The organism is Pseudomonas sp. LJDD11, from assembly GCF_024584215.1.
GTDB lineage: Bacteria > Pseudomonadota > Gammaproteobacteria > Pseudomonadales > Pseudomonadaceae > Aquipseudomonas.
Genome location: NZ_JANJFL010000014.1, coordinates 68,415 through 84,618, shown reverse-complemented (window position 1 = coordinate 84,618; position 16,204 = coordinate 68,415). Strand labels below are relative to the sequence as shown.

The window sequence follows — 16,204 nt, the reverse complement described above, 5'->3', positions numbered from 1 at the left end:
AAGGTCACAAGGCATTGCTGAAAGCTGTGTGCTCCGAGCGGCTGGCGTGATACAGGCTGACATGGCGAAATTCATGGGGCTCGGCCAGGTCCGGCAAGGTCAGCGCCTGCAGGTTGGCCAGGCGCTGGTAGGACCGATGCTGGAAGTCGCGCACCCGTGAGTCGGCCACCAGTGCCTGATGGCCGCGGCTGAGAAAATGATCCAGCAGTGGCAGGTTGGCGCGGTCGTAGAGCACGTCAGCGACCAGAATCAGGTCGAAGCGGTCGGCCTCGGCAAAGAAGTCTGTCGAGTAACTGAGCTTCACGTCATTGAGTGCGGCGTTGGCTCGGCAGGCATGAAGGGCCAGCGGGTCAAGGTCGCAAGCCACCACCTCCAGTGCCCCGGCCTTGGCCGCAGCAATGGCCGCCACTCCGGAGCCAGAGCCGAAATCCAGCACCCGCTTGCCAGCCACCCAGTGCGGCTGCTCGGCCACAAAGCGCGCCAGTGCCAGGCCGCTGGCCCAGCAGAAACCCCAATAGGGCGGTTGTTCGAGAATGCGCCGGGTTTCTTCCGGGCTGAATGCCCGGTCCATGTTCTGCTCGTCGATCAGCCACAGGCTCAGGTCGGTGCCCGGCAGCGGCGTGACCACCAGCCGGGCATCGCCAAGTAATTGGCTTAATGCGTGCTGCAGGACTTTCACGGCGCCTTGACGAGTTGCAGCGGGCCGAGTGCCTGGGTATTGGGCTGCTCGATGCGCAGCGCAGGCAGATGCAGGATCAACTGGCCGGACTGGCTGGCACGCCCGCGCAGCTCGACCCGCGCGCCGGCCGGGAACGCCTCGGGGTTGAAGCGCACCTGGAACGGCAGCGACTGGCCGTTGCCCTGGAGTTTGGTACTGGCCAGCAGCTTCTGCGGCCGACCGCGCTCGTCGATCACCAGAATCGCCAGTTCGACTTCCGCGCCTGCCGGGATGCCCAGCAACTGGCCGCTCAATTCACGCTGATGTGGCAATAGCGGGCCTGGACCTTCCGGCTTCTTGACGACGGCTTGCGCCGGGCGGGCCGGGGTCGGCTCCGGTGCTTCATTGCTGCTGCAGGCGCCCAGCAGTGCAACCAGGCCTAGCACGGCGAAATGTCTTGGTGACATGAATACTCCAGCTAAAACAGTGGAGGAGCACGCATCGGCTCCGGCATCGGGTAAACGTGACGGCAGTTTCATATTGCCGTGGCGCTGTGTCCAGCGCTCTGAGTCTTGTCTTGGCGACGAGATGCGCTACCATGGCGCTCCCCTTTTTCAGTGGCTTGCCACCATGCACTGTCCCTTCTGCGCTGCCAATGACACCAAAGTCATCGACTCGCGCCTGGTTGCCGAAGGCGAGCAGGTCCGTCGCCGTCGCGAGTGTCTGGCCTGCGGCGAGCGTTTTACCACCTTCGAGACCGCCGAACTGGTCATGCCGCGGCTGATCAAGCAGGACGGCAGACGTCAGCCTTTCGATGAAGAAAAACTGCGGGCCGGCATGCAGCGGGCGCTGGAAAAGCGTCCTGTCAGTGTTGAACGCCTGGAAGCGGCGCTGGTGCATATCAAGCACAAGCTGCGAGCGACCGGCGAGCGTGAGCTCAAGTCGCTGGTGGTGGGTGAGCTGGTCATGGGCGAGTTGCAAAAGCTCGATGAGATTGCCTACATCCGCTTTGCTTCGGTGTATCGGCGCTTTCAGGACCTCAACGAATTTCGCGAAGAGATCGAGCGCCTGGCTCGTGAGCCGGGCAAGGAATGAGCGCGCAGCAAGCGGTACTCGACGCCGGTTACATGGCTCGCGCGCTGGAGCTGGCACGCAAGGGGCGTTACTCCACCCATCCCAACCCGCGGGTCGGTTGCGTGATCGTGCGCGATGCTCAGGTGGTGGGCGAAGGCTGGCATGTACGGGCCGGTGAGCCGCATGCCGAAGTGCATGCCCTGCGTCAGGCCGGTGAACAGGCCCGTGGGGCCACCGCCTATGTCACTCTTGAACCGTGCAGCCATCATGGCCGCACCCCACCGTGCGCTGACGCATTGGTCAAGGCAGGCGTGGGGCGGGTGGTGGCGGCGATGCAGGACCCCAATCCGCAAGTGGCCGGGCGTGGCTTGCAGCGCCTGCACGACGCTGGCATCGAAGTCCACAGCGGTGTGCTGCAAGCCGAGGCGCGTAAGCTGAACAAAGGCTTTATCAAACGTATGGAAAGCGGCCTGCCTTATGTGCGGGTCAAGCTGGCCATGAGCCTGGACGGGCGCACGGCGATGGCCAGCGGCGAAAGCCAATGGATCACAGGTCCCGAGGCGCGTGCCGCCGTCCAGCGTTTGCGCGCCCAATCGAGCGTAGTGCTCAGCGGTGCCGACACGGTACTCACCGACAACGCACGGCTGACAGTGCGCCCCGAACAACTGGCTCTGGACCCAGAGCAGACCGCTCTGGCCGCCAGCCGGGCACCATTGCGGGTCCTGGTCGATGGCCGCTTGCGAGTGCCTCTGGACACCGCTTTCTTCCAGGCTGGCCCGGCGCTGGTGGCGGCTTGTGCGGGCGCCGATGCCGTGGCGCATTACCAGGCGCAGGGCCATGAATTGCTCAGCCTGCCCGGTGCGCAGGGGCATGTCGATTTACGCGCTTTGCTGCTTGAGCTGGGCGCGCGCGGTGCCAATGACGTGTTGGTCGAGGCCGGCCCACGACTGGCCGGGGCCTTCGCTCAGCTTGGCCTGGTCGACGAATACCAGATCTTCATCGCCGGCAAGTTCCTCGGCTCCAGCGCCAGGCCGTTGCTGGATTTGCCGTTGTCGCGAATGGATGAAGCCCTGGAGCTCAATATCGTGAAAATGCGTGCAGTTGGCAGCGATTGGCACGTCATTGCTCTGCCTGCGCCCAGACGCGGCGTATAATTTCCGGCTTTGCCCTGGCGCCTGTTGGCGTGCAGCCTGTTCCTGCGGAGGATCCCCATGTTTACCGGCATCATCGAATCGATCGGCAGCATCCGTGCACTGACTCCCAAAGGCGGCGACGTTCGGGTGTATGTGGAGACCGGCAAACTCGACCTGAGCGATGTCAAGCTCGGCGACAGTATCGCGGTCAACGGCGTGTGCCTGACCGCGGTTGAACTGCCAGGCGACGGTTTCTGGGCCGATGTCAGCCGCGAAACCCTCGACGTCACCGCATTCGTCGACCTCAAGACCGGCAGCCTGGTCAACCTGGAAAAGGCCCTGACTCCCAGCTCACGGCTGGGCGGCCACTTGGTCAGCGGTCACGTCGATGGCGTGGGCGAGATCGTTTCGCGGGAAGAAAACGCCCGGGCGATCCAGTTCCGTGTGCGTGCGCCGCGTGAGCTGGCCAAATACATCGCTCACAAAGGCTCGATCACCGTTGATGGCACCAGCCTGACCGTCAATGCCGTGCACGGCGCCGAGTTCGAGCTGACCATCGTGCCGCACACCCTGGCCGAGACCATCATGGCTGACTACCGCCCGGGGCGTAAGGTCAACCTTGAAGTCGACCTGCTGGCGCGTTATCTGGAGCGCCTGCTGTTGGGCGACAAGGCCGCCGAACCGACCCAAGGCGGTATCACCGAAAGCTTTCTGGCCGCCAACGGCTACCTGAAATCCTGAATTAAGGGGGTGCCGCGTGGCGCTCAACACGATTGAAGACCTGATCGAAGACATTCGTCAGGGCAAGATGGTCATCCTCATGGATGACGAAGACCGCGAGAACGAAGGCGACCTGATCATGGCCGCCGAATGCGTCAAGCCTGAGCACATCAACTTCATGGCCCGCTACGCGCGCGGCCTGATCTGCATGCCCATGAGCCGCGAGCGTTGTGAAACGCTCAAGCTGCCGCTGATGGCGCCGCGCAACGGTTCTGGCTTCGGCACCAAGTTCACGGTGTCCATCGAAGCCGCCGAAGGCGTGACCACCGGTATCTCTGCTGCCGACCGTGCACGCACTGTGCAGGCGGCAGCGGCCAGGGATGCCAAGGCTGAAGACATCGTCAGCCCCGGCCATATCTTCCCGCTGATGGCCCAGCCTGGCGGCACCCTGGCGCGTGCCGGGCACACTGAGGCCGCCTGCGACCTGGCGCGGATGGCCGGTTTCGAGCCGTCCGGGGTGATCTGCGAAATCATGAACGACGACGGCACCATGTCGCGTCGCGCCGAGCTGGAAGCTTTCGCCCTTGAACATGACATCAAAATCGGCACCATTGCCGACCTGATTCACTATCGCATGACCCACGAACGTACCGTTCAGCGGATTGCCGAGCAGCCGATGGACAGCGAAGTGGGGCACTTCAACCTGGTGACCTACCGTGATTCGGTCGAAGGCGAAGTGCATCTGGCCCTGACCCTGGGCAAGATCTGCGCCGAAGAGCCGACTCTGGTGCGGGTCCATAACATGGACCCGCTGCGCGACCTGCTGCTGGTCAAACAGCCCGGCCGCTGGAGCTTGCGCGCCGCCATGGCAGCCGTGGCAGAGGCCGGCAGCGGTGTCGTGCTGCTGCTCGGTCACCCGCTTGATGGCGATGTGCTGTTGGCGCATATTCGGGAAACCGCCGGGCAACAGCCGATCAAGTTGCCGAGCACCTACAGCACGGTGGGCGCCGGTTCGCAAATCCTGCGCGACCTCGGTGTGCGCAAGATGCGCCTGATGAGTTCGCCAATGAAGTTCAATGCGATATCCGGTTTTGATCTGGAAGTTGTAGAATACGTGCCATCGGAATGACAACTCGCGCGCAGATAGAGCAAAAACCCAGGTTTTTGCCGTCTGCGCGTCGTGCTTTTTGATTGATGACCTAATGGGCACCTCGAAAAATGTAGGCGAGTCAGTCAGCGCAAGGCGAGAACCGGCGAGAAAGCGGAGTTTACGGGGTGTAAATGAGCATTTTGAGCCGGTTTTCAATGCAGCGATGGCAACGCAGGTAGTTTTTAGAGGTGCCCTGACATTTTCAATGTTCGCCACTGAGGCGAACCCGCTCTTTATACGGGACTCAAGCGCATGACCCTGAAGACCATCGAAGGTACCTTCATCGCACCACAAGGCCGCTACGCCCTTGTGGTTGGCCGTTTCAACAGTTTCGTAGTGGAAAGCCTGGTGAGCGGTGCTATCGATGCGCTGGTTCGCCACGGCATCAAAGAAAGCGACATCACCATCATCCGCGCGCCGGGTGCCTTCGAAATCCCGCTGGTCGTACAGAAAGTCGCCCAGCGCGGCGAATTTGCCGCCATCGTTGCTCTGGGCGCGGTGATTCGCGGTGGTACCCCGCACTTTGAATACGTGGCCGGCGAATGCGTCAAGGGCCTGTCCCAGGTCTCCATGGAGTTCGGCGTACCGGTTGCCTTCGGCGTCCTGACCGTCGACACCATCGAGCAAGCCATCGAGCGTTCCGGCACCAAGGCCGGTAACAAAGGTGCTGAAGCGGCCCTGTCGGCTCTGGAAATGGTCAGCCTGCTGGCGCAGTTGGAGGCCAAGTGATTTCCGACGAAAGCGACAAGTTCAACCCGCGCGAACCCAAGTCACCGGACGTCGCCAAGAGCAAGTCCGCCAAGCGCCGCGAAGCACGGCAACTGGCGACCCAGGCGTTGTACCAGTGGCAGATGGCCGGTCATTCGCTGAACGAGATCGAAGCGCAGTTTCGCGTCGATAACGACTTCAGCAATGTTGACGGCGGTTATTTCCGCGAACTGCTGCACGGCGTGGCCAGCCACAAGGGCGAGATCGACACCGCGCTCAAGCCGTGCCTGGACCTGACCATCGAAGAACTCGACCCGGTTGAACTGGCCGTGCTGCGGCTGTCCACCTTCGAACTGCTGCGTCGCATCGACGTGCCGTATCGCGTGGTGATCAACGAAGCGATCGAACTGGCCAAGGTCTACGGCTCCACTGACGGCCACAAGTTCGTCAACGGTGTGCTGGACAAACTGGCGCCAAGCCTGCGTGCTGCTGAAGTCAAAGCTCACAAGCGCTGATCGGCTTGTCGATAAGGCAGGCTGTCATGGGTGAGTTTGAACTGATCCGTCACTACTTCGCCGCCGCGCCCTGTGCGCGTCCCGGCGAGTCGGTCGCGCTGGGCATCGGTGACGATTGCGCCTTGCTCAGCCTGGCGGCGGGCGAGCAACTGGCGGTGTCTACCGACACCCTGGTGGCCGGGGTGCACTTTCCGGTTGTCTGTGATCCCTTCCTGCTTGGCCAGCGCGCCCTGGGTGTTTCCGCCAGCGACCTGGCGGCGATGGGCGCCCGGCCGATTGGCTTCACCCTCGCGCTGACCCTTCCTGACTTCACGGCCGACTGGCTCAAAGCCTTTGCCGAAGGTCTCAATCGGATGGCCGAAGCCTGCGGGCTGCGCCTGATCGGTGGCGACACCACCCGTGGCCCGCTGAGCCTGACCCTGACAGTTTTTGGCGCTGTGCCTGGCGGCCAGGCGCTGACCCGTGGCGGCGCGCAGATTGGCGAGCTGCTGTGTGTCGGCGGGGCGTTGGGCGATGCGGCGGGCGCCTTGCCGCTGGTGCTGGGCGAGCGCAGCACTGAGCCTGCTGTCAGCGAGCCACTGCTGGCCCGCTACTGGTCGCCACAACCGCAGTTGGCGCTGGGTATGGCCCTGCGCGGCAAGGCCACGGCCGCGCTGGATATTTCCGACGGCTTGCTGGCCGACTGCGGGCATATCGCCAAGGCGTCAGGCGTGCGCCTGCTGGTTGAACGCGACTGTTTGCCGATGTCCAGTGCACTGCTCGACCTGTTGGGCGACGTTGCTGCGCAACAGGCAGCCCTGAGCGGCGGTGACGATTATGTCCTGGCTTTTACTCTGCCAGCCCCTCAGCTGGCCGGCTTGCAAGCCGCTGGTTGGCCGATCACTGTCATCGGTCAGGTGACTGCCGGCGAAGGCGTTGCGCTGATCGACCGAGACGGCCAGGACATCACCCCGGCAGTGCGCGGTTATCAACATTTTCGAGATTCACAGTGAATAACAATCCCGACAAGATTTCTGCCGAGTACGTGCCGCCTTCGGTATGGACCAACCCTTGGCATTTCATGGCGTTTGGTTTCGGTACCGGAACCCTGCCCAAGGCACCGGGCACCTGGGGTTCGCTGATCGCCCTGCCGTTCATTCCCCTGTGGCAGATGCTGCCGGGCTGGGGCTACGGCCTGATGCTGGCGATCACCCTGATCTTCGGTTGCTGGCTGTGTGGCAGAGTCGCCGATGATCTGGGCGTGCACGATCATGAAGGCATCGTCTGGGATGAGATTGCCGGCATGTGGATCACCCTGTGGCTGGTTCCCGAGGGCTGGCACTGGCTGCTCGCAGGTTTTGTGCTGTTTCGGTTTTTCGACATTCTTAAACCCTGGCCCATTTGCTGGTGCGACCGGAATATCCAGGGCGGCATCGGCATCATGTTCGACGACGTACTGGCCGGTGTGATGGCCTGGTTGTCGCTACAAGGGCTGGTGTGGATCGTCGACTTCATCTAGTTTTCTGATATTGACGTACGAAAATTCGGCATAAGCGAGTGTCAAACCTGCTGTTACAATGCCGGCTTGCCTGATTTCACATTTAGGAGCACAGGGTGCCCGTCGTTTTTGTCGCCGCTTCCAAATTGCCCACGCCTTTTGCGCAATTCACCATGCACGGCTTTCTTGAGTCGGCCACCGGGCGTGAACACGTTGTCCTGAGCCTTGGCGAGATCGCCGATGGCGCGCCTGTGCTCGGCCGGGTGCATTCCGAATGCCTGACAGGTGATGCGTTGTTCAGCCAGCGTTGCGATTGCGGCTCCCAGCTCGAAGCAGCCCTGCGGGCGATTGCTGAAGAAGGCCGTGGTGTGTTGCTGTATTTGCGCCAGGAAGGCCGAGGTATTGGCCTGATGAACAAGATCCGCGCCTATGAGCTGCAGGATGGTGGTGCCGATACCGTCGAGGCCAACGAGCGCCTGGGCTTTGCCGCCGACATGCGTGAGTACGGCATCTGCCTGCCGATGCTTGAGCACCTTGGCGTGGAGTCGCTACGGCTGATGACCAATAACCCGCGCAAGGTCAAGGCGCTGACCGACATGGGCATCAAGGTTGCCGAGCGGGTGCCGCTGCACACCGGGCGCAATCCGCATAACAAGCTGTACCTGGCTACCAAGGCCGGCAAGCTGGGCCATATGATGGGCAATGAGCATCAGAGCGAGGTCGATCCGGCGTGACCCGGGGCGAGGTGTATCAGCGACTGGAGCTGGCCTGGTGGCGGCAACTGGGCCTGACCCTTGCGCCGCTGCTGCTCGCCTGCCTGTTCTTCAAGGCTTCGGAGCCGGGGATCATGGCGTTGCTGTTGTTTGCAATGGGCGCTGGGTCGTTGTTGATCAGCGTCAGGACCCATGGCGTCTACAAGCGTGCGCTGGAAACCACCCGTACTCACCTGGATACACCGCAGGAACCCGCTGCCTGGCTGAACCTGGCGGCGGTGCGGCGTATCGCGTTTCTGGCGGCCAGTACCCCGGCGTGGTTTGCGGCGATTGGCGTGTTGTTCAGCCTGAACGCCGCGCTGGTGTTCCTGCTGGCGTTTGCCAGTATCGGATTGTTGTTCCTGTACCGTATTCCACGTCTGGTGCCGCCGCAGCCTGCGGCCTAAGCGGTAAAGATCGATACACCGAACCGGATCGTTCGCGGCTGAAGCCGCTCCTGCAAGGTTTGTGAAACCGTAGGAGAGGCCGGGCGGCGATCCGCTTCAGCCGCGAAGGCGTCAGTTACCCATCAACTCCAGGCGCCGCGCAATCGCCGCCGCGATCCCTTCGGCATCCAGGCCGCATTCAGCCAGCATTTGCGCCGGCTTGGCGTGCTCTACATAGGTGTCCGGCAGCCCCAGATGCAGTACCGACTTGAGAATATTGGCCTGGGCGAGGAATTCGCTGACCGCAGCGCCAGCGCCACCCATCACCGAGTTCTCCTCGACAGTCACCAACAGCTCATGACCAGCAGCGATTTCGCGCAGCAGCGCTTCGTCCAGCGGTTTGACGAAGCGCATGTCGACCACGGTCGCATCAATCGGCTCAGCGGCTTTTAGCGCGTCGGCCAATTGCACGCCAAACACCAGAATCGCTACGCCGTTACCCTGGCGACGGATCACACCCTTGCCAATCTCGATCGGCGCCAGACCCGCCTCGATGGCGGTGTTCGGACCGGTGCCGCGTGGATAGCGCACCGCCGCCGGGCCTTCGTGCAGGTAGCCGGTGGTCAACATCTTGCGCAGCTCGTTCTCATCGCTCGGGGTCATGATCAGCATGCCCGGGATGCAGCGCAGGTAAGACAGGTCGAAACTGCCGGCGTGGGTCGGGCCGTCTTCGCCCACCAATCCTGCGCGGTCGATGGCAAACAGCACATCGAGGTTCTGCACCGCCACGTCATGCACCAACTGGTCATAGCCGCGTTGCAGGAAGGTCGAATAGATCGCCACCACCGGCTTGCTGCCCTCGCAGGCCATGCCGGCGGCCAGGGTCACCGCGTGCTGCTCGGCAATCGCCACGTCGAAATAACGCTGCGGGAAACGCTCGGCGAAATCCACCAGGTCAGAGCCTTCCTTCATGGCCGGGGTGATGCCCACCAGCCGCTGGTCCTGGCTGGCCATGTCGCAGATCCACTGGCCGAACACTCCGGCGTACTTCGGCCCACCGGGCTTCTTGGGCGCGGCGGCCGGAGCGTCCAGCGGGTCGAGTTTGGTGATCGCGTGGTAACCGATGGGGTCGACTTCCGCCGGGGCGAAGCCCTTGCCCTTTTTGGTGACCACATGCAGGAACTGCGGCCCTTTGAGGTCGCGCATGTTACGCAGGGTGGCGACCAGAGTCGGCAGGTCGTGGCCATCGATCGGGCCGATATAGTTCCAGCCCAGCTCTTCGAACAGCGTGCCAGGCACCAGCATGCCCTTGGCGTACTCTTCGGTACGACGGGCGATTTCCCAGGCACCGGGCAGGCGCGACAGCACTTTTTTGCTGCCTTCGCGCATGCTGGTGTACGTGCGGCTGGAGAGGATCTTGGCCAGGTAGTTGGACAGGCCGCCGACGTTGCGCGAGATCGACATGTCGTTGTCGTTGAGGATCACCAGCATGTCGGCGTTGACTTCCGGTGCATGGTTCAACGCTTCGAAGGCCATCCCGGCGGTCAGCGCGCCGTCGCCGATCACGGCAATCGACTTGCGCTCGATGCCTTGCAGACGAGCGGCAACGGCCATGCCCAGCGCGGCGCTGATCGAGGTGCTGGAGTGGCCGACGCCGAACGTGTCGTACTCGCTTTCGCTGCGCCGCGGGAATGCCGCAATGCCGTCCTTCTGGCGCAGGCTCAGCATGCGCTGGCGACGGCCGGTGAGGATCTTGTGCGGATAGGCCTGATGACCGACGTCCCAGACCAGGCGGTCATCGGGCGTGTCGAACACGTAATGCAGGGCGATGGTCAGTTCGATGACACCCAGACCTGCGCCAAAGTGGCCGCCGGTCTGGCCTACGCTGTAGAGCAGTTCAAGGCGCAGTTCATCGGCCAGGGTTTCCAGCTCGGCTTCGCCGAGGCGGCGCAGGGCGTCCGGTGTGCCAGCACGGTCGAGCAACGGCGTGACGGGGCGCTCGCGGGGAATCTCTTTGAACGTCTTGGGCATCAGGCGAATCGTTATAAGTAGAAGACGCGGCAGTTTACATCAAGCATGGCAGGCTGCCCATGAAGCGCGTCGTGGATGAGTAATGCTGTACGTTTCGACGTGGCAGATCAGTATTGATTCGCTAGCGGGAAACATACGGCGACAGGCGGTGCCAGTCAGTTACGTCGCTCGACAATGTACTGGGCCAGCGCGCGCAACGGTTCGGCGGCCGCGTCGAATGGTCGCAGGGCTTCAAGTGCCTGGTCACGCAGCTCCAGCGCATAGGCCTTGGCGGCGTCCAGCCCCAGCAATGCAGGGTAGGTCGGCTTGTCGCGGGCGATATCGGCGCCTTGGCGTTTGCCCAGCGTTGCCGTGTCGCTCTCTACATCGAGAATGTCGTCCTGAACCTGAAAAGCCAGACCGACGGCGCGCGCGTAGACCTGCAAGGCCGCCAGCCGCTCGCTGTCGGCGTGGCCGCTGGCCAGGGCACCGAGGCGTACACTGGCTTCGATCAGGGCGCCGGTCTTGTGCCGGTGCATGTTCTCCAGTGCAGCCTGATCAAGCTTCAGACCCACCGAACCCAGGTCGATGGCCTGGCCGCCGACCATGCCGGCGGGACCGGCAGCACGGGCCAGGGTCTCGACCATCTGCAGGCGGGTTTGCGCATCGCGCACGTTCAGTTGCGGGTCGGTCAGGGCACTGAATGCCAGGCTTTGCAGACCGTCGCCGGCAAGAATCGCGCAGGCTTCGTCGAAGGCCTTGTGGGTCGTTGGCTGGCCGCGCCGCAGGTCGTCATCGTCCATGGCTGGCAGGTCGTCATGGACCAGCGAGTAGGCGTGAATCAGTTCCACCGCACAGGCTGCGCCATTGGCGTGTTCCGGGATGCCGCCCATGGCCTCGCAGGCCGCGTAGGCCAGTAGCGGGCGAACCCGTTTACCGCCGTTCATCACGCTGTAGCGCATTGCCGCATAGATGCGGTCCAGCTCGGCGGTCGGGGCCTTGAACAGCGGTTCCAGAGCACGGTCCACGCGGGCCTGGCTCAGTGCTTGGTAGGTTGCGATCATTGCGCTTGATCCGCTTGGAGTGAGTCACTTTCAAACGGTGCTTCGGCCAGTTCGCCATCACGCTCAAGCAGGATCTGGACCTTCTGTTCGGCCTGGGCCAGCGCACTCTGACAATCGCGGGTCAGGCGCACGCCTTGTTCGAACGCCGTCAGGGAGTCCTCCAGCGACAACTCGCCATTTTCCAGACGCTCTACCAGCGTTTGCAGATCGGCGAGAGACTGTTCGAAATCCAGTGCAGCTTTCTTGCGAGCCATGAGCTATTTCCGGTCAGGGTGAACCGGCGCGACACTAGCAGAGCCGCGCCATCGGGGCAAATTGCACAGCCGGGCGAACCGCTGTCAGCCTGCAGTCGCAAAAGGGCGCCTCTAAAAACGGAGGCGATGGCGCGCGTAGCGCCGCAGGCGCCCAGCCAGCAGGTAGTTTTTAGAGGTGTCCAAAGCCGGCCTGCAAATCAGCGATCAGATCATCGGGATTTTCCAGGCCGATCTGCAAGCGCAGCACCTGCCGGCTACGGCCATCAGTAAACAGGTAGACCTCGCTGACCAGGCTTTCGAAGCCGCCCCACGAATAACCGATGCCAAATAACTTCAGGGCGCTGACAAAACGGTCGGTGGTGCCTGCCGCATCGCTGTTGAATTCAAAGCTGAGCAGGCCATTGCAGCCGTGGAAGTCGCGTTGCCACAGGGCATGACCTGGGTGCTCCGGCAACGCCGGGTACATGACCTGCGCGACCTGGGGCTGGGCCTGGAGCCATTGCGCCACCTGCAAGGCATTGCGCTCATGCATGGCCAGCCGTGCGGCCAGGCTGCGGGCACCGCGCAGCACCAGATAGGCGTCGTCCGGGCTGACGGTACTGCCCATGGCAATCTGCATGGTCTTGAGGGTCTTGAAGTGCGCTTGCGTGGTGCTGACGCTGCCCATCATCACGTCCGAATGGCCGGCCACGTATTTGGTCAGGGCCATCAGCGAGATATCTGCGCCCAGTTCCAGTGGCTTGAACAGCACCCCCGAGCCCCAGGAGTTATCCACCGCCAGCAACAGCTCGCGGGTTTTACACAACCGGGCCAGGGCCGGCAGGTCGCACAGCGCGAAGGTCTGCGAACCTGGGACTTCGGCGTAGATCATCCGTGTGTTGGGCTTGATCAGGGCTTCGATATCGCTGCCATCAGCGGCGTAGTAATCGAATTCGATATCGAAGGCGGTCAGCAGCGTGCGCGCCAGACGCCGTACGGGCGGATACACCGCCTCGGTAATCAGTACGTGCTGGCCGGGGCGCAGAAAAGCCTGAAACATCTGCCCAACCGCGTTCAGCCCGGTGGGGTACAGGCAGGTGCCGTGGGCGCCTTCGAGTTCATTGATCAGGTCCTCCAGCGCAAAGGCGGTGGGGTTGCCATTGGCCGCGTAGGTCAGCGAGCGTTCGCTTTGCGCCCGCAGCTCTTCGGCTTCGCGCAGGCTGGCCAGGCTGTCGAACAGCACGGTGCTCATGCGTACCACCGGCGGATTGACCGACAGCCCGGCGCCACTGGCTGCGCTGCGACCGCCCTGGCTGAGCGCGGTATGGGCACGAGGGTCTTTGGCGATAGGCATGGCAGGCTCCGAAGCTCTGGAAGACGGGCACTCATACTACATGCACTGCACTGTTCCCCGTCAGGGCGTAGTGCATTTGTAGGAAACATCCCCGCATGGCGTAGGCGCCATCTGGTTGTTTGCCCGGCGCTCTACCTGATCGTGCTTCTCGACCAGAATCGCCGCTCATCCCGCGATGCAGAGAGTCCTCAATGACCGATTCCTCGACCTATCGACTGGACGTTGCCGGCTTGCACGAGCCGCTCGCCGTTGCGTCCTTTTTCGGCACCGAGGCCATCAGTCGGCCCTTTGTCTTTGAGCTGACGCTGGGTGAGGGGTATCTCCATATATCCGCCGAGCAGCTGATGTACCGTTCGGCCTTTCTCGCCCTGGGCGCTGCCGGGGCCGGCTTGCACGGGCAGATCCAGAGCGTGCAACGCTGTGTCCAGGGGACGGGCGTTGTCTGCTACCGCCTGACGCTCGGACCACGCCTGGCCTGTCTGGCGCAACGCTATACGCCACGGGTGTTTCAAGACATGAGTGCGACGCAGATCATCACTCAGGTGCTCAGTGAGCATGGCATCGGGACCGATAGCCACCGCTTTCATTTGCAGGAGCCCTGTGCCACGCGGGCGTTCTGTGCGCAGTACCTGGAGAACGACCTGCAATTGCTACAGCGGTTGTGTGCCGAAGAGGGCATTCACTATCACTTTGTTCATGCGCGGCAAAACCATCAGTTGGTCTTCGGCAGTGGCTTGTTCGGTGCCCGGCGCATGGCGCCGGCCCCATGCTGTGAGGATCGGCAGGGCGCTGGCGTGAGCGACTTTGCCCTGACCGGTCCGCAGGCCGGCAGACGGCGCGATGGCAAGGGGCGCAGCACGCTGATGGCGCTGGGCTGTGGGCAACTATTGCCATTGACCGGGCATCCGCGTGCCGAGTGCAATCAGCTCTGGCGAGTGGTTCAGGTCGAGCATCATGGCGAGTCGTTCTACAGCAACCGCTTTGTCGTGCGTTCGTGGGAGGCGCCGGTGCATGTGCCAGCGGTGCCGACGGTCAGTTTCCCGGCCTTGCTGCGCGCCTGGGTGGTCGGTCTTGACGGGCAGCTGGCCGAGCGCGATGCGCGCGGGCGGGTGCGGGTCCAGTTCGACTGGGTCATGCAGGGAGAGGGGGCACGTTTCGCCGATTGCTGGTTGCCGGTGCAGGCCGCTGTGCAGGTGCCACTGTGTGGTGGCATGCCGGTGCTGGTCAGCCCGTCCAGCGAAGCTGGCCGCGAACCACTGGTGATCGCCTGTTTGGAGCATCAGCCGCCCGAGACGGCCCCAGAGCATGTCGAGGCTCACTTTCCGATCGACTGGCTAACCGGTGCCCAGGATCGCCTGTGGCTCCAGGGCGACCAGCAACTGCAACTGGACGCTGGCGCCAGATTGACCTTGCAGGTCGGCGCCAGCCGTCTGCATCTGGATGACGATGGCCTGACCCTGAGCGCCCCGCGCCTGAGCTTTAGCCCATCAGTGGGCGAACCAGCCATCGCTGCGGTTCAGGCGCCAGGCAATGATCCCAAGGGTCAGGCCACGCAGCAGCATGAACAGCAGGAAGGTCAGCCATAGCGCATGATTGTCCAGTGTCGAGGCCAGCGCTGCGAAGGGCGCCAGTAACACCACGCTGACCAGCATTGCATTACGCATTTCCCGGGCCCGGGTGGCGCCGATGAACAGCCCGTCGAGCAGGTAACTCCAGACCCCGAGCAACGGTGTAAGTGCCAGGTAAGGCAGGTAGGTGAGGGCCGTCTCGCGGATCTGGGCAATGTCGGTCTGCATGAATACAAACCAGTGCCCGCCGAGGGTAAAGGCCAGGGCGAACAGCAGGCTGGCAATCAGCGACCAGCCGCCGGCCACTACCAGGCTGCGGCGCAGGGTGGTGCGATCGCGGGCACCGATGGCGTGGCCGCACAGCGCTTCGACGGCGTGGGCCAGGCCGTCCAGGGCGTGGGCGGTCAGCAGCAAGCCATTGAGCAGCAGCGCATTGGCCGCCACCGTCGCATCGCCCAGGCGCGCGCCTTGCGCAGTGATCATGAACATCACCGATTGCAGCGCCAGGGTGCGCAAGAAAATATCGCGATTCACCCCCAGCAGTGGCCGCCAGTTATGCCAGCGCGCCAGGGCCTGCCAGAGCATCTGCCCCGGCCACAGACGCAGGCGGCGCCAGGCCAGCACCAGCCCCAGCAGCACGCCCAGCCATTCGGCGAGTACCGAGGCGCGGGCCGAGCCGACCACGCCCCAGTCCAGGCCAATCACGAACCACAGGTTAAAAGCGATATTGGCCAGGTTGGTGACCAGCAGGATCGCCAGCGGTGCCCTGGCGTTCTGGGTGCCGAGCAACCAGCCGACCAGCGCGAAAATGGCCAGGGTTGCCGGCAGGCCGTACAGCCGGGTGTAAAAGAACTCCAGGGTCAACTGATGCAAGTCGGGCGAAGCCTGCATCAGGTTCATCGCCGCCTGGCTGAACGGCAGCGCCAGGGTGATCAGCCCGATGGACAGGATCAGGGCCAGCAACAGGCCTTGCAGCAGAATTTGCCGCAGTGCAGCGCCATCTGCGCGGCCGGTGGCCTGGGCGGCAAAACCGGTAGAACCCATGCGCAGGAACACCATGCCCGAGGCCATGAAGCTGTACAGCGTCGAGCCTACCGCCACGGCGCCTAGTTGATGGGCGTGGGGCAAGTGGCCGATGACGGCGGTATCGACCAGCGCAACCAGCGGGACCGAGATATTCGACAAGATCATTGGCGTCGCCAGACCCCAGACCCGTTTATGGGTAGGGCGGTGACGCCAGTCGTGGATGAGGCTGGGCATGAGGATTCCTGGCAAGCGGCCTAGGGGCTGTTGACGTTTCATCACAACCGCGCCGAGGTCTGTTTTGTCGGCCTGCATAGGCTTTACTCTGTTGAAGTGTGTGTGACAAAACAGCCACGGCCCTGCGGGTTGCGCCCCAAAT

General features: G+C 63.1%; 18 protein-coding genes. 11 read left to right on the top strand and 7 right to left on the bottom strand.

Translation table 11 applies throughout. From position 1 onward, the window contains the following. Positions 1 to 4 precede the first annotated feature (4 nt). Positions 5 to 679, bottom strand: coding sequence for a 50S ribosomal protein L11 methyltransferase (locus NRB16_RS17125; RefSeq protein WP_257106560.1), 675 nt, complete (start codon positions 677 to 679; stop codon positions 5 to 7). Further along, positions 676 to 1,125 carry a YbaY family lipoprotein gene (locus NRB16_RS17120; RefSeq protein WP_045483993.1) on the bottom strand — a complete coding sequence of 150 codons (450 nt, stop codon included), beginning with the start codon at positions 1,123 to 1,125 and terminating at the stop codon, positions 676 to 678. Before NRB16_RS17120 ends, NRB16_RS17125 begins: the two co-directional genes overlap by 4 nt. A 163-nt stretch (positions 1,126 to 1,288) precedes the next feature. Between NRB16_RS17120 and nrdR the strand changes: the two genes are divergently transcribed. From nrdR to NRB16_RS17070, 10 genes are all read left to right on the top strand, one after another. Then, on the top strand, positions 1,289 to 1,753 hold the full coding sequence (gene nrdR, locus NRB16_RS17115; RefSeq protein ID WP_045493887.1) for a transcriptional regulator NrdR: 465 nt from the start codon (positions 1,289 to 1,291) through the stop codon (positions 1,751 to 1,753). After that, the gene (gene ribD, locus NRB16_RS17110; protein WP_257106559.1) at positions 1,750 to 2,886 is read left to right on the top strand and encodes a bifunctional diaminohydroxyphosphoribosylaminopyrimidine deaminase/5-amino-6-(5-phosphoribosylamino)uracil reductase RibD; all 1,137 of its coding nucleotides are present in this window, start codon (positions 1,750 to 1,752) and stop codon (positions 2,884 to 2,886) included. Before nrdR ends, ribD begins: the two co-directional genes overlap by 4 nt. A 57-nt stretch (positions 2,887 to 2,943) precedes the next feature. After that, complete coding sequence (locus NRB16_RS17105; RefSeq protein ID WP_253141570.1) at positions 2,944 to 3,606, top strand: riboflavin synthase; 663 nt, start codon at positions 2,944 to 2,946, stop codon at positions 3,604 to 3,606. Between the two features lie 16 nt (positions 3,607 to 3,622). Next, a complete protein-coding gene (ribBA, locus tag NRB16_RS17100; protein ID WP_045483984.1) occupies positions 3,623 to 4,714 on the top strand; it encodes a bifunctional 3,4-dihydroxy-2-butanone-4-phosphate synthase/GTP cyclohydrolase II in 1,092 nt (363 codons plus the stop codon). Positions 4,715 to 4,987: 273 nt separating this feature from the next. Further along, the gene (ribE, locus tag NRB16_RS17095; protein ID WP_045483981.1) at positions 4,988 to 5,464 is read left to right on the top strand and encodes a 6,7-dimethyl-8-ribityllumazine synthase; all 477 of its coding nucleotides are present in this window, start codon (positions 4,988 to 4,990) and stop codon (positions 5,462 to 5,464) included. Further along, complete coding sequence (gene nusB, locus NRB16_RS17090; RefSeq protein WP_045483978.1) at positions 5,461 to 5,958, top strand: transcription antitermination factor NusB; 498 nt, start codon at positions 5,461 to 5,463, stop codon at positions 5,956 to 5,958. Before ribE ends, nusB begins: the two co-directional genes overlap by 4 nt. A 26-nt stretch (positions 5,959 to 5,984) precedes the next feature. After that, positions 5,985 to 6,950, top strand: a complete 966-nt coding sequence (thiL, locus tag NRB16_RS17085; protein WP_253141574.1) for a thiamine-phosphate kinase — start codon at positions 5,985 to 5,987, stop codon at positions 6,948 to 6,950. Continuing rightward, positions 6,947 to 7,456 carry a phosphatidylglycerophosphatase A gene (locus NRB16_RS17080; protein WP_257106558.1) on the top strand — a complete coding sequence of 170 codons (510 nt, stop codon included), beginning with the start codon at positions 6,947 to 6,949 and terminating at the stop codon, positions 7,454 to 7,456. The genes thiL and NRB16_RS17080 overlap by 4 nt, the downstream gene beginning before the upstream one ends. 95 nt (positions 7,457 to 7,551) lie before the next feature. Next, positions 7,552 to 8,169, top strand: a complete 618-nt coding sequence (gene ribA / locus NRB16_RS17075) for a GTP cyclohydrolase II (protein WP_045483968.1) — start codon at positions 7,552 to 7,554, stop codon at positions 8,167 to 8,169. Further along, positions 8,166 to 8,594, top strand: coding sequence for an MFS transporter (locus NRB16_RS17070; RefSeq protein ID WP_253141578.1), 429 nt, complete (start codon positions 8,166 to 8,168; stop codon positions 8,592 to 8,594). Before ribA ends, NRB16_RS17070 begins: the two co-directional genes overlap by 4 nt. Positions 8,595 to 8,705: 111 nt before the next feature. Here the strand turns inward: NRB16_RS17070 and dxs are convergent, their stop codons facing one another. The 4 genes from dxs to metC all read right to left on the bottom strand — a co-directional run bounded on the left by dxs (position 8,706) and on the right by metC (position 13,234). After that, positions 8,706 to 10,604: a 1-deoxy-D-xylulose-5-phosphate synthase gene (dxs, locus tag NRB16_RS17065; RefSeq protein ID WP_257106557.1), complete on the bottom strand. Its 1,899-nt coding sequence runs from the start codon at positions 10,602 to 10,604 to the stop codon at positions 8,706 to 8,708. Positions 10,605 to 10,759: 155 nt separating this feature from the next. Further along, positions 10,760 to 11,647, bottom strand: a complete 888-nt coding sequence (gene ispA, locus NRB16_RS17060) for a (2E,6E)-farnesyl diphosphate synthase (protein ID WP_045483960.1) — start codon at positions 11,645 to 11,647, stop codon at positions 10,760 to 10,762. Continuing rightward, a complete protein-coding gene (locus NRB16_RS17055) occupies positions 11,644 to 11,901 on the bottom strand; it encodes an exodeoxyribonuclease VII small subunit (protein WP_045483958.1) in 258 nt (85 codons plus the stop codon). The genes ispA and NRB16_RS17055 overlap by 4 nt, the downstream gene beginning before the upstream one ends. 169 nt (positions 11,902 to 12,070) lie before the next feature. Then, positions 12,071 to 13,234: a cystathionine beta-lyase gene (gene metC, locus NRB16_RS17050; RefSeq protein ID WP_045483956.1), complete on the bottom strand. Its 1,164-nt coding sequence runs from the start codon at positions 13,232 to 13,234 to the stop codon at positions 12,071 to 12,073. Positions 13,235 to 13,425: 191 nt separating this feature from the next. Here metC and NRB16_RS17045 point away from each other — a divergent pair, with 191 nt between their 5' ends. Continuing rightward, a complete protein-coding gene (locus NRB16_RS17045; protein ID WP_257106556.1) occupies positions 13,426 to 14,820 on the top strand; it encodes a contractile injection system protein, VgrG/Pvc8 family in 1,395 nt (464 codons plus the stop codon). On the opposite strand, the gene NRB16_RS17040 is transcribed toward NRB16_RS17045, so the two are convergent. Then, positions 14,722 to 16,062 carry an MATE family efflux transporter gene (locus NRB16_RS17040; RefSeq protein WP_257106555.1) on the bottom strand — a complete coding sequence of 447 codons (1,341 nt, stop codon included), beginning with the start codon at positions 16,060 to 16,062 and terminating at the stop codon, positions 14,722 to 14,724. The genes NRB16_RS17045 and NRB16_RS17040 overlap by 99 nt on opposite strands. Positions 16,063 to 16,204: the final 142 nt, after the last annotated feature.

Bases quoted from the DNA above. Each gene is read 5' to 3' on its own strand.
- NRB16_RS17105 (WP_253141570.1), top strand. From the start codon at position 2,944: ATGTTTACCGGCATCATCGAATCGATCGGCAGCATCCGTGCACTGACT.
- ribD (WP_257106559.1), top strand. From the start codon at position 1,750: ATGAGCGCGCAGCAAGCGGTACTCGACGCCGGTTACATGGCTCGCGCG.
- NRB16_RS17040 (WP_257106555.1), bottom strand. From the start codon at position 16,062: ATGCCCAGCCTCATCCACGACTGGCGTCACCGCCCTACCCATAAACGG.
- NRB16_RS17120 (WP_045483993.1), bottom strand. From the start codon at position 1,125: ATGTCACCAAGACATTTCGCCGTGCTAGGCCTGGTTGCACTGCTGGGC.
- metC (WP_045483956.1), bottom strand. From the start codon at position 13,234: ATGCCTATCGCCAAAGACCCTCGTGCCCATACCGCGCTCAGCCAGGGC.
- NRB16_RS17055 (WP_045483958.1), bottom strand. From the start codon at position 11,901: ATGGCTCGCAAGAAAGCTGCACTGGATTTCGAACAGTCTCTCGCCGAT.
- thiL (WP_253141574.1), top strand. From the start codon at position 5,985: ATGGGTGAGTTTGAACTGATCCGTCACTACTTCGCCGCCGCGCCCTGT.
- ispA (WP_045483960.1), bottom strand. From the start codon at position 11,647: ATGATCGCAACCTACCAAGCACTGAGCCAGGCCCGCGTGGACCGTGCT.
- dxs (WP_257106557.1), bottom strand. From the start codon at position 10,604: ATGCCCAAGACGTTCAAAGAGATTCCCCGCGAGCGCCCCGTCACGCCG.
- ribE (WP_045483981.1), top strand. From the start codon at position 4,988: ATGACCCTGAAGACCATCGAAGGTACCTTCATCGCACCACAAGGCCGC.
- NRB16_RS17045 (WP_257106556.1), top strand. From the start codon at position 13,426: ATGACCGATTCCTCGACCTATCGACTGGACGTTGCCGGCTTGCACGAG.
- nrdR (WP_045493887.1), top strand. From the start codon at position 1,289: ATGCACTGTCCCTTCTGCGCTGCCAATGACACCAAAGTCATCGACTCG.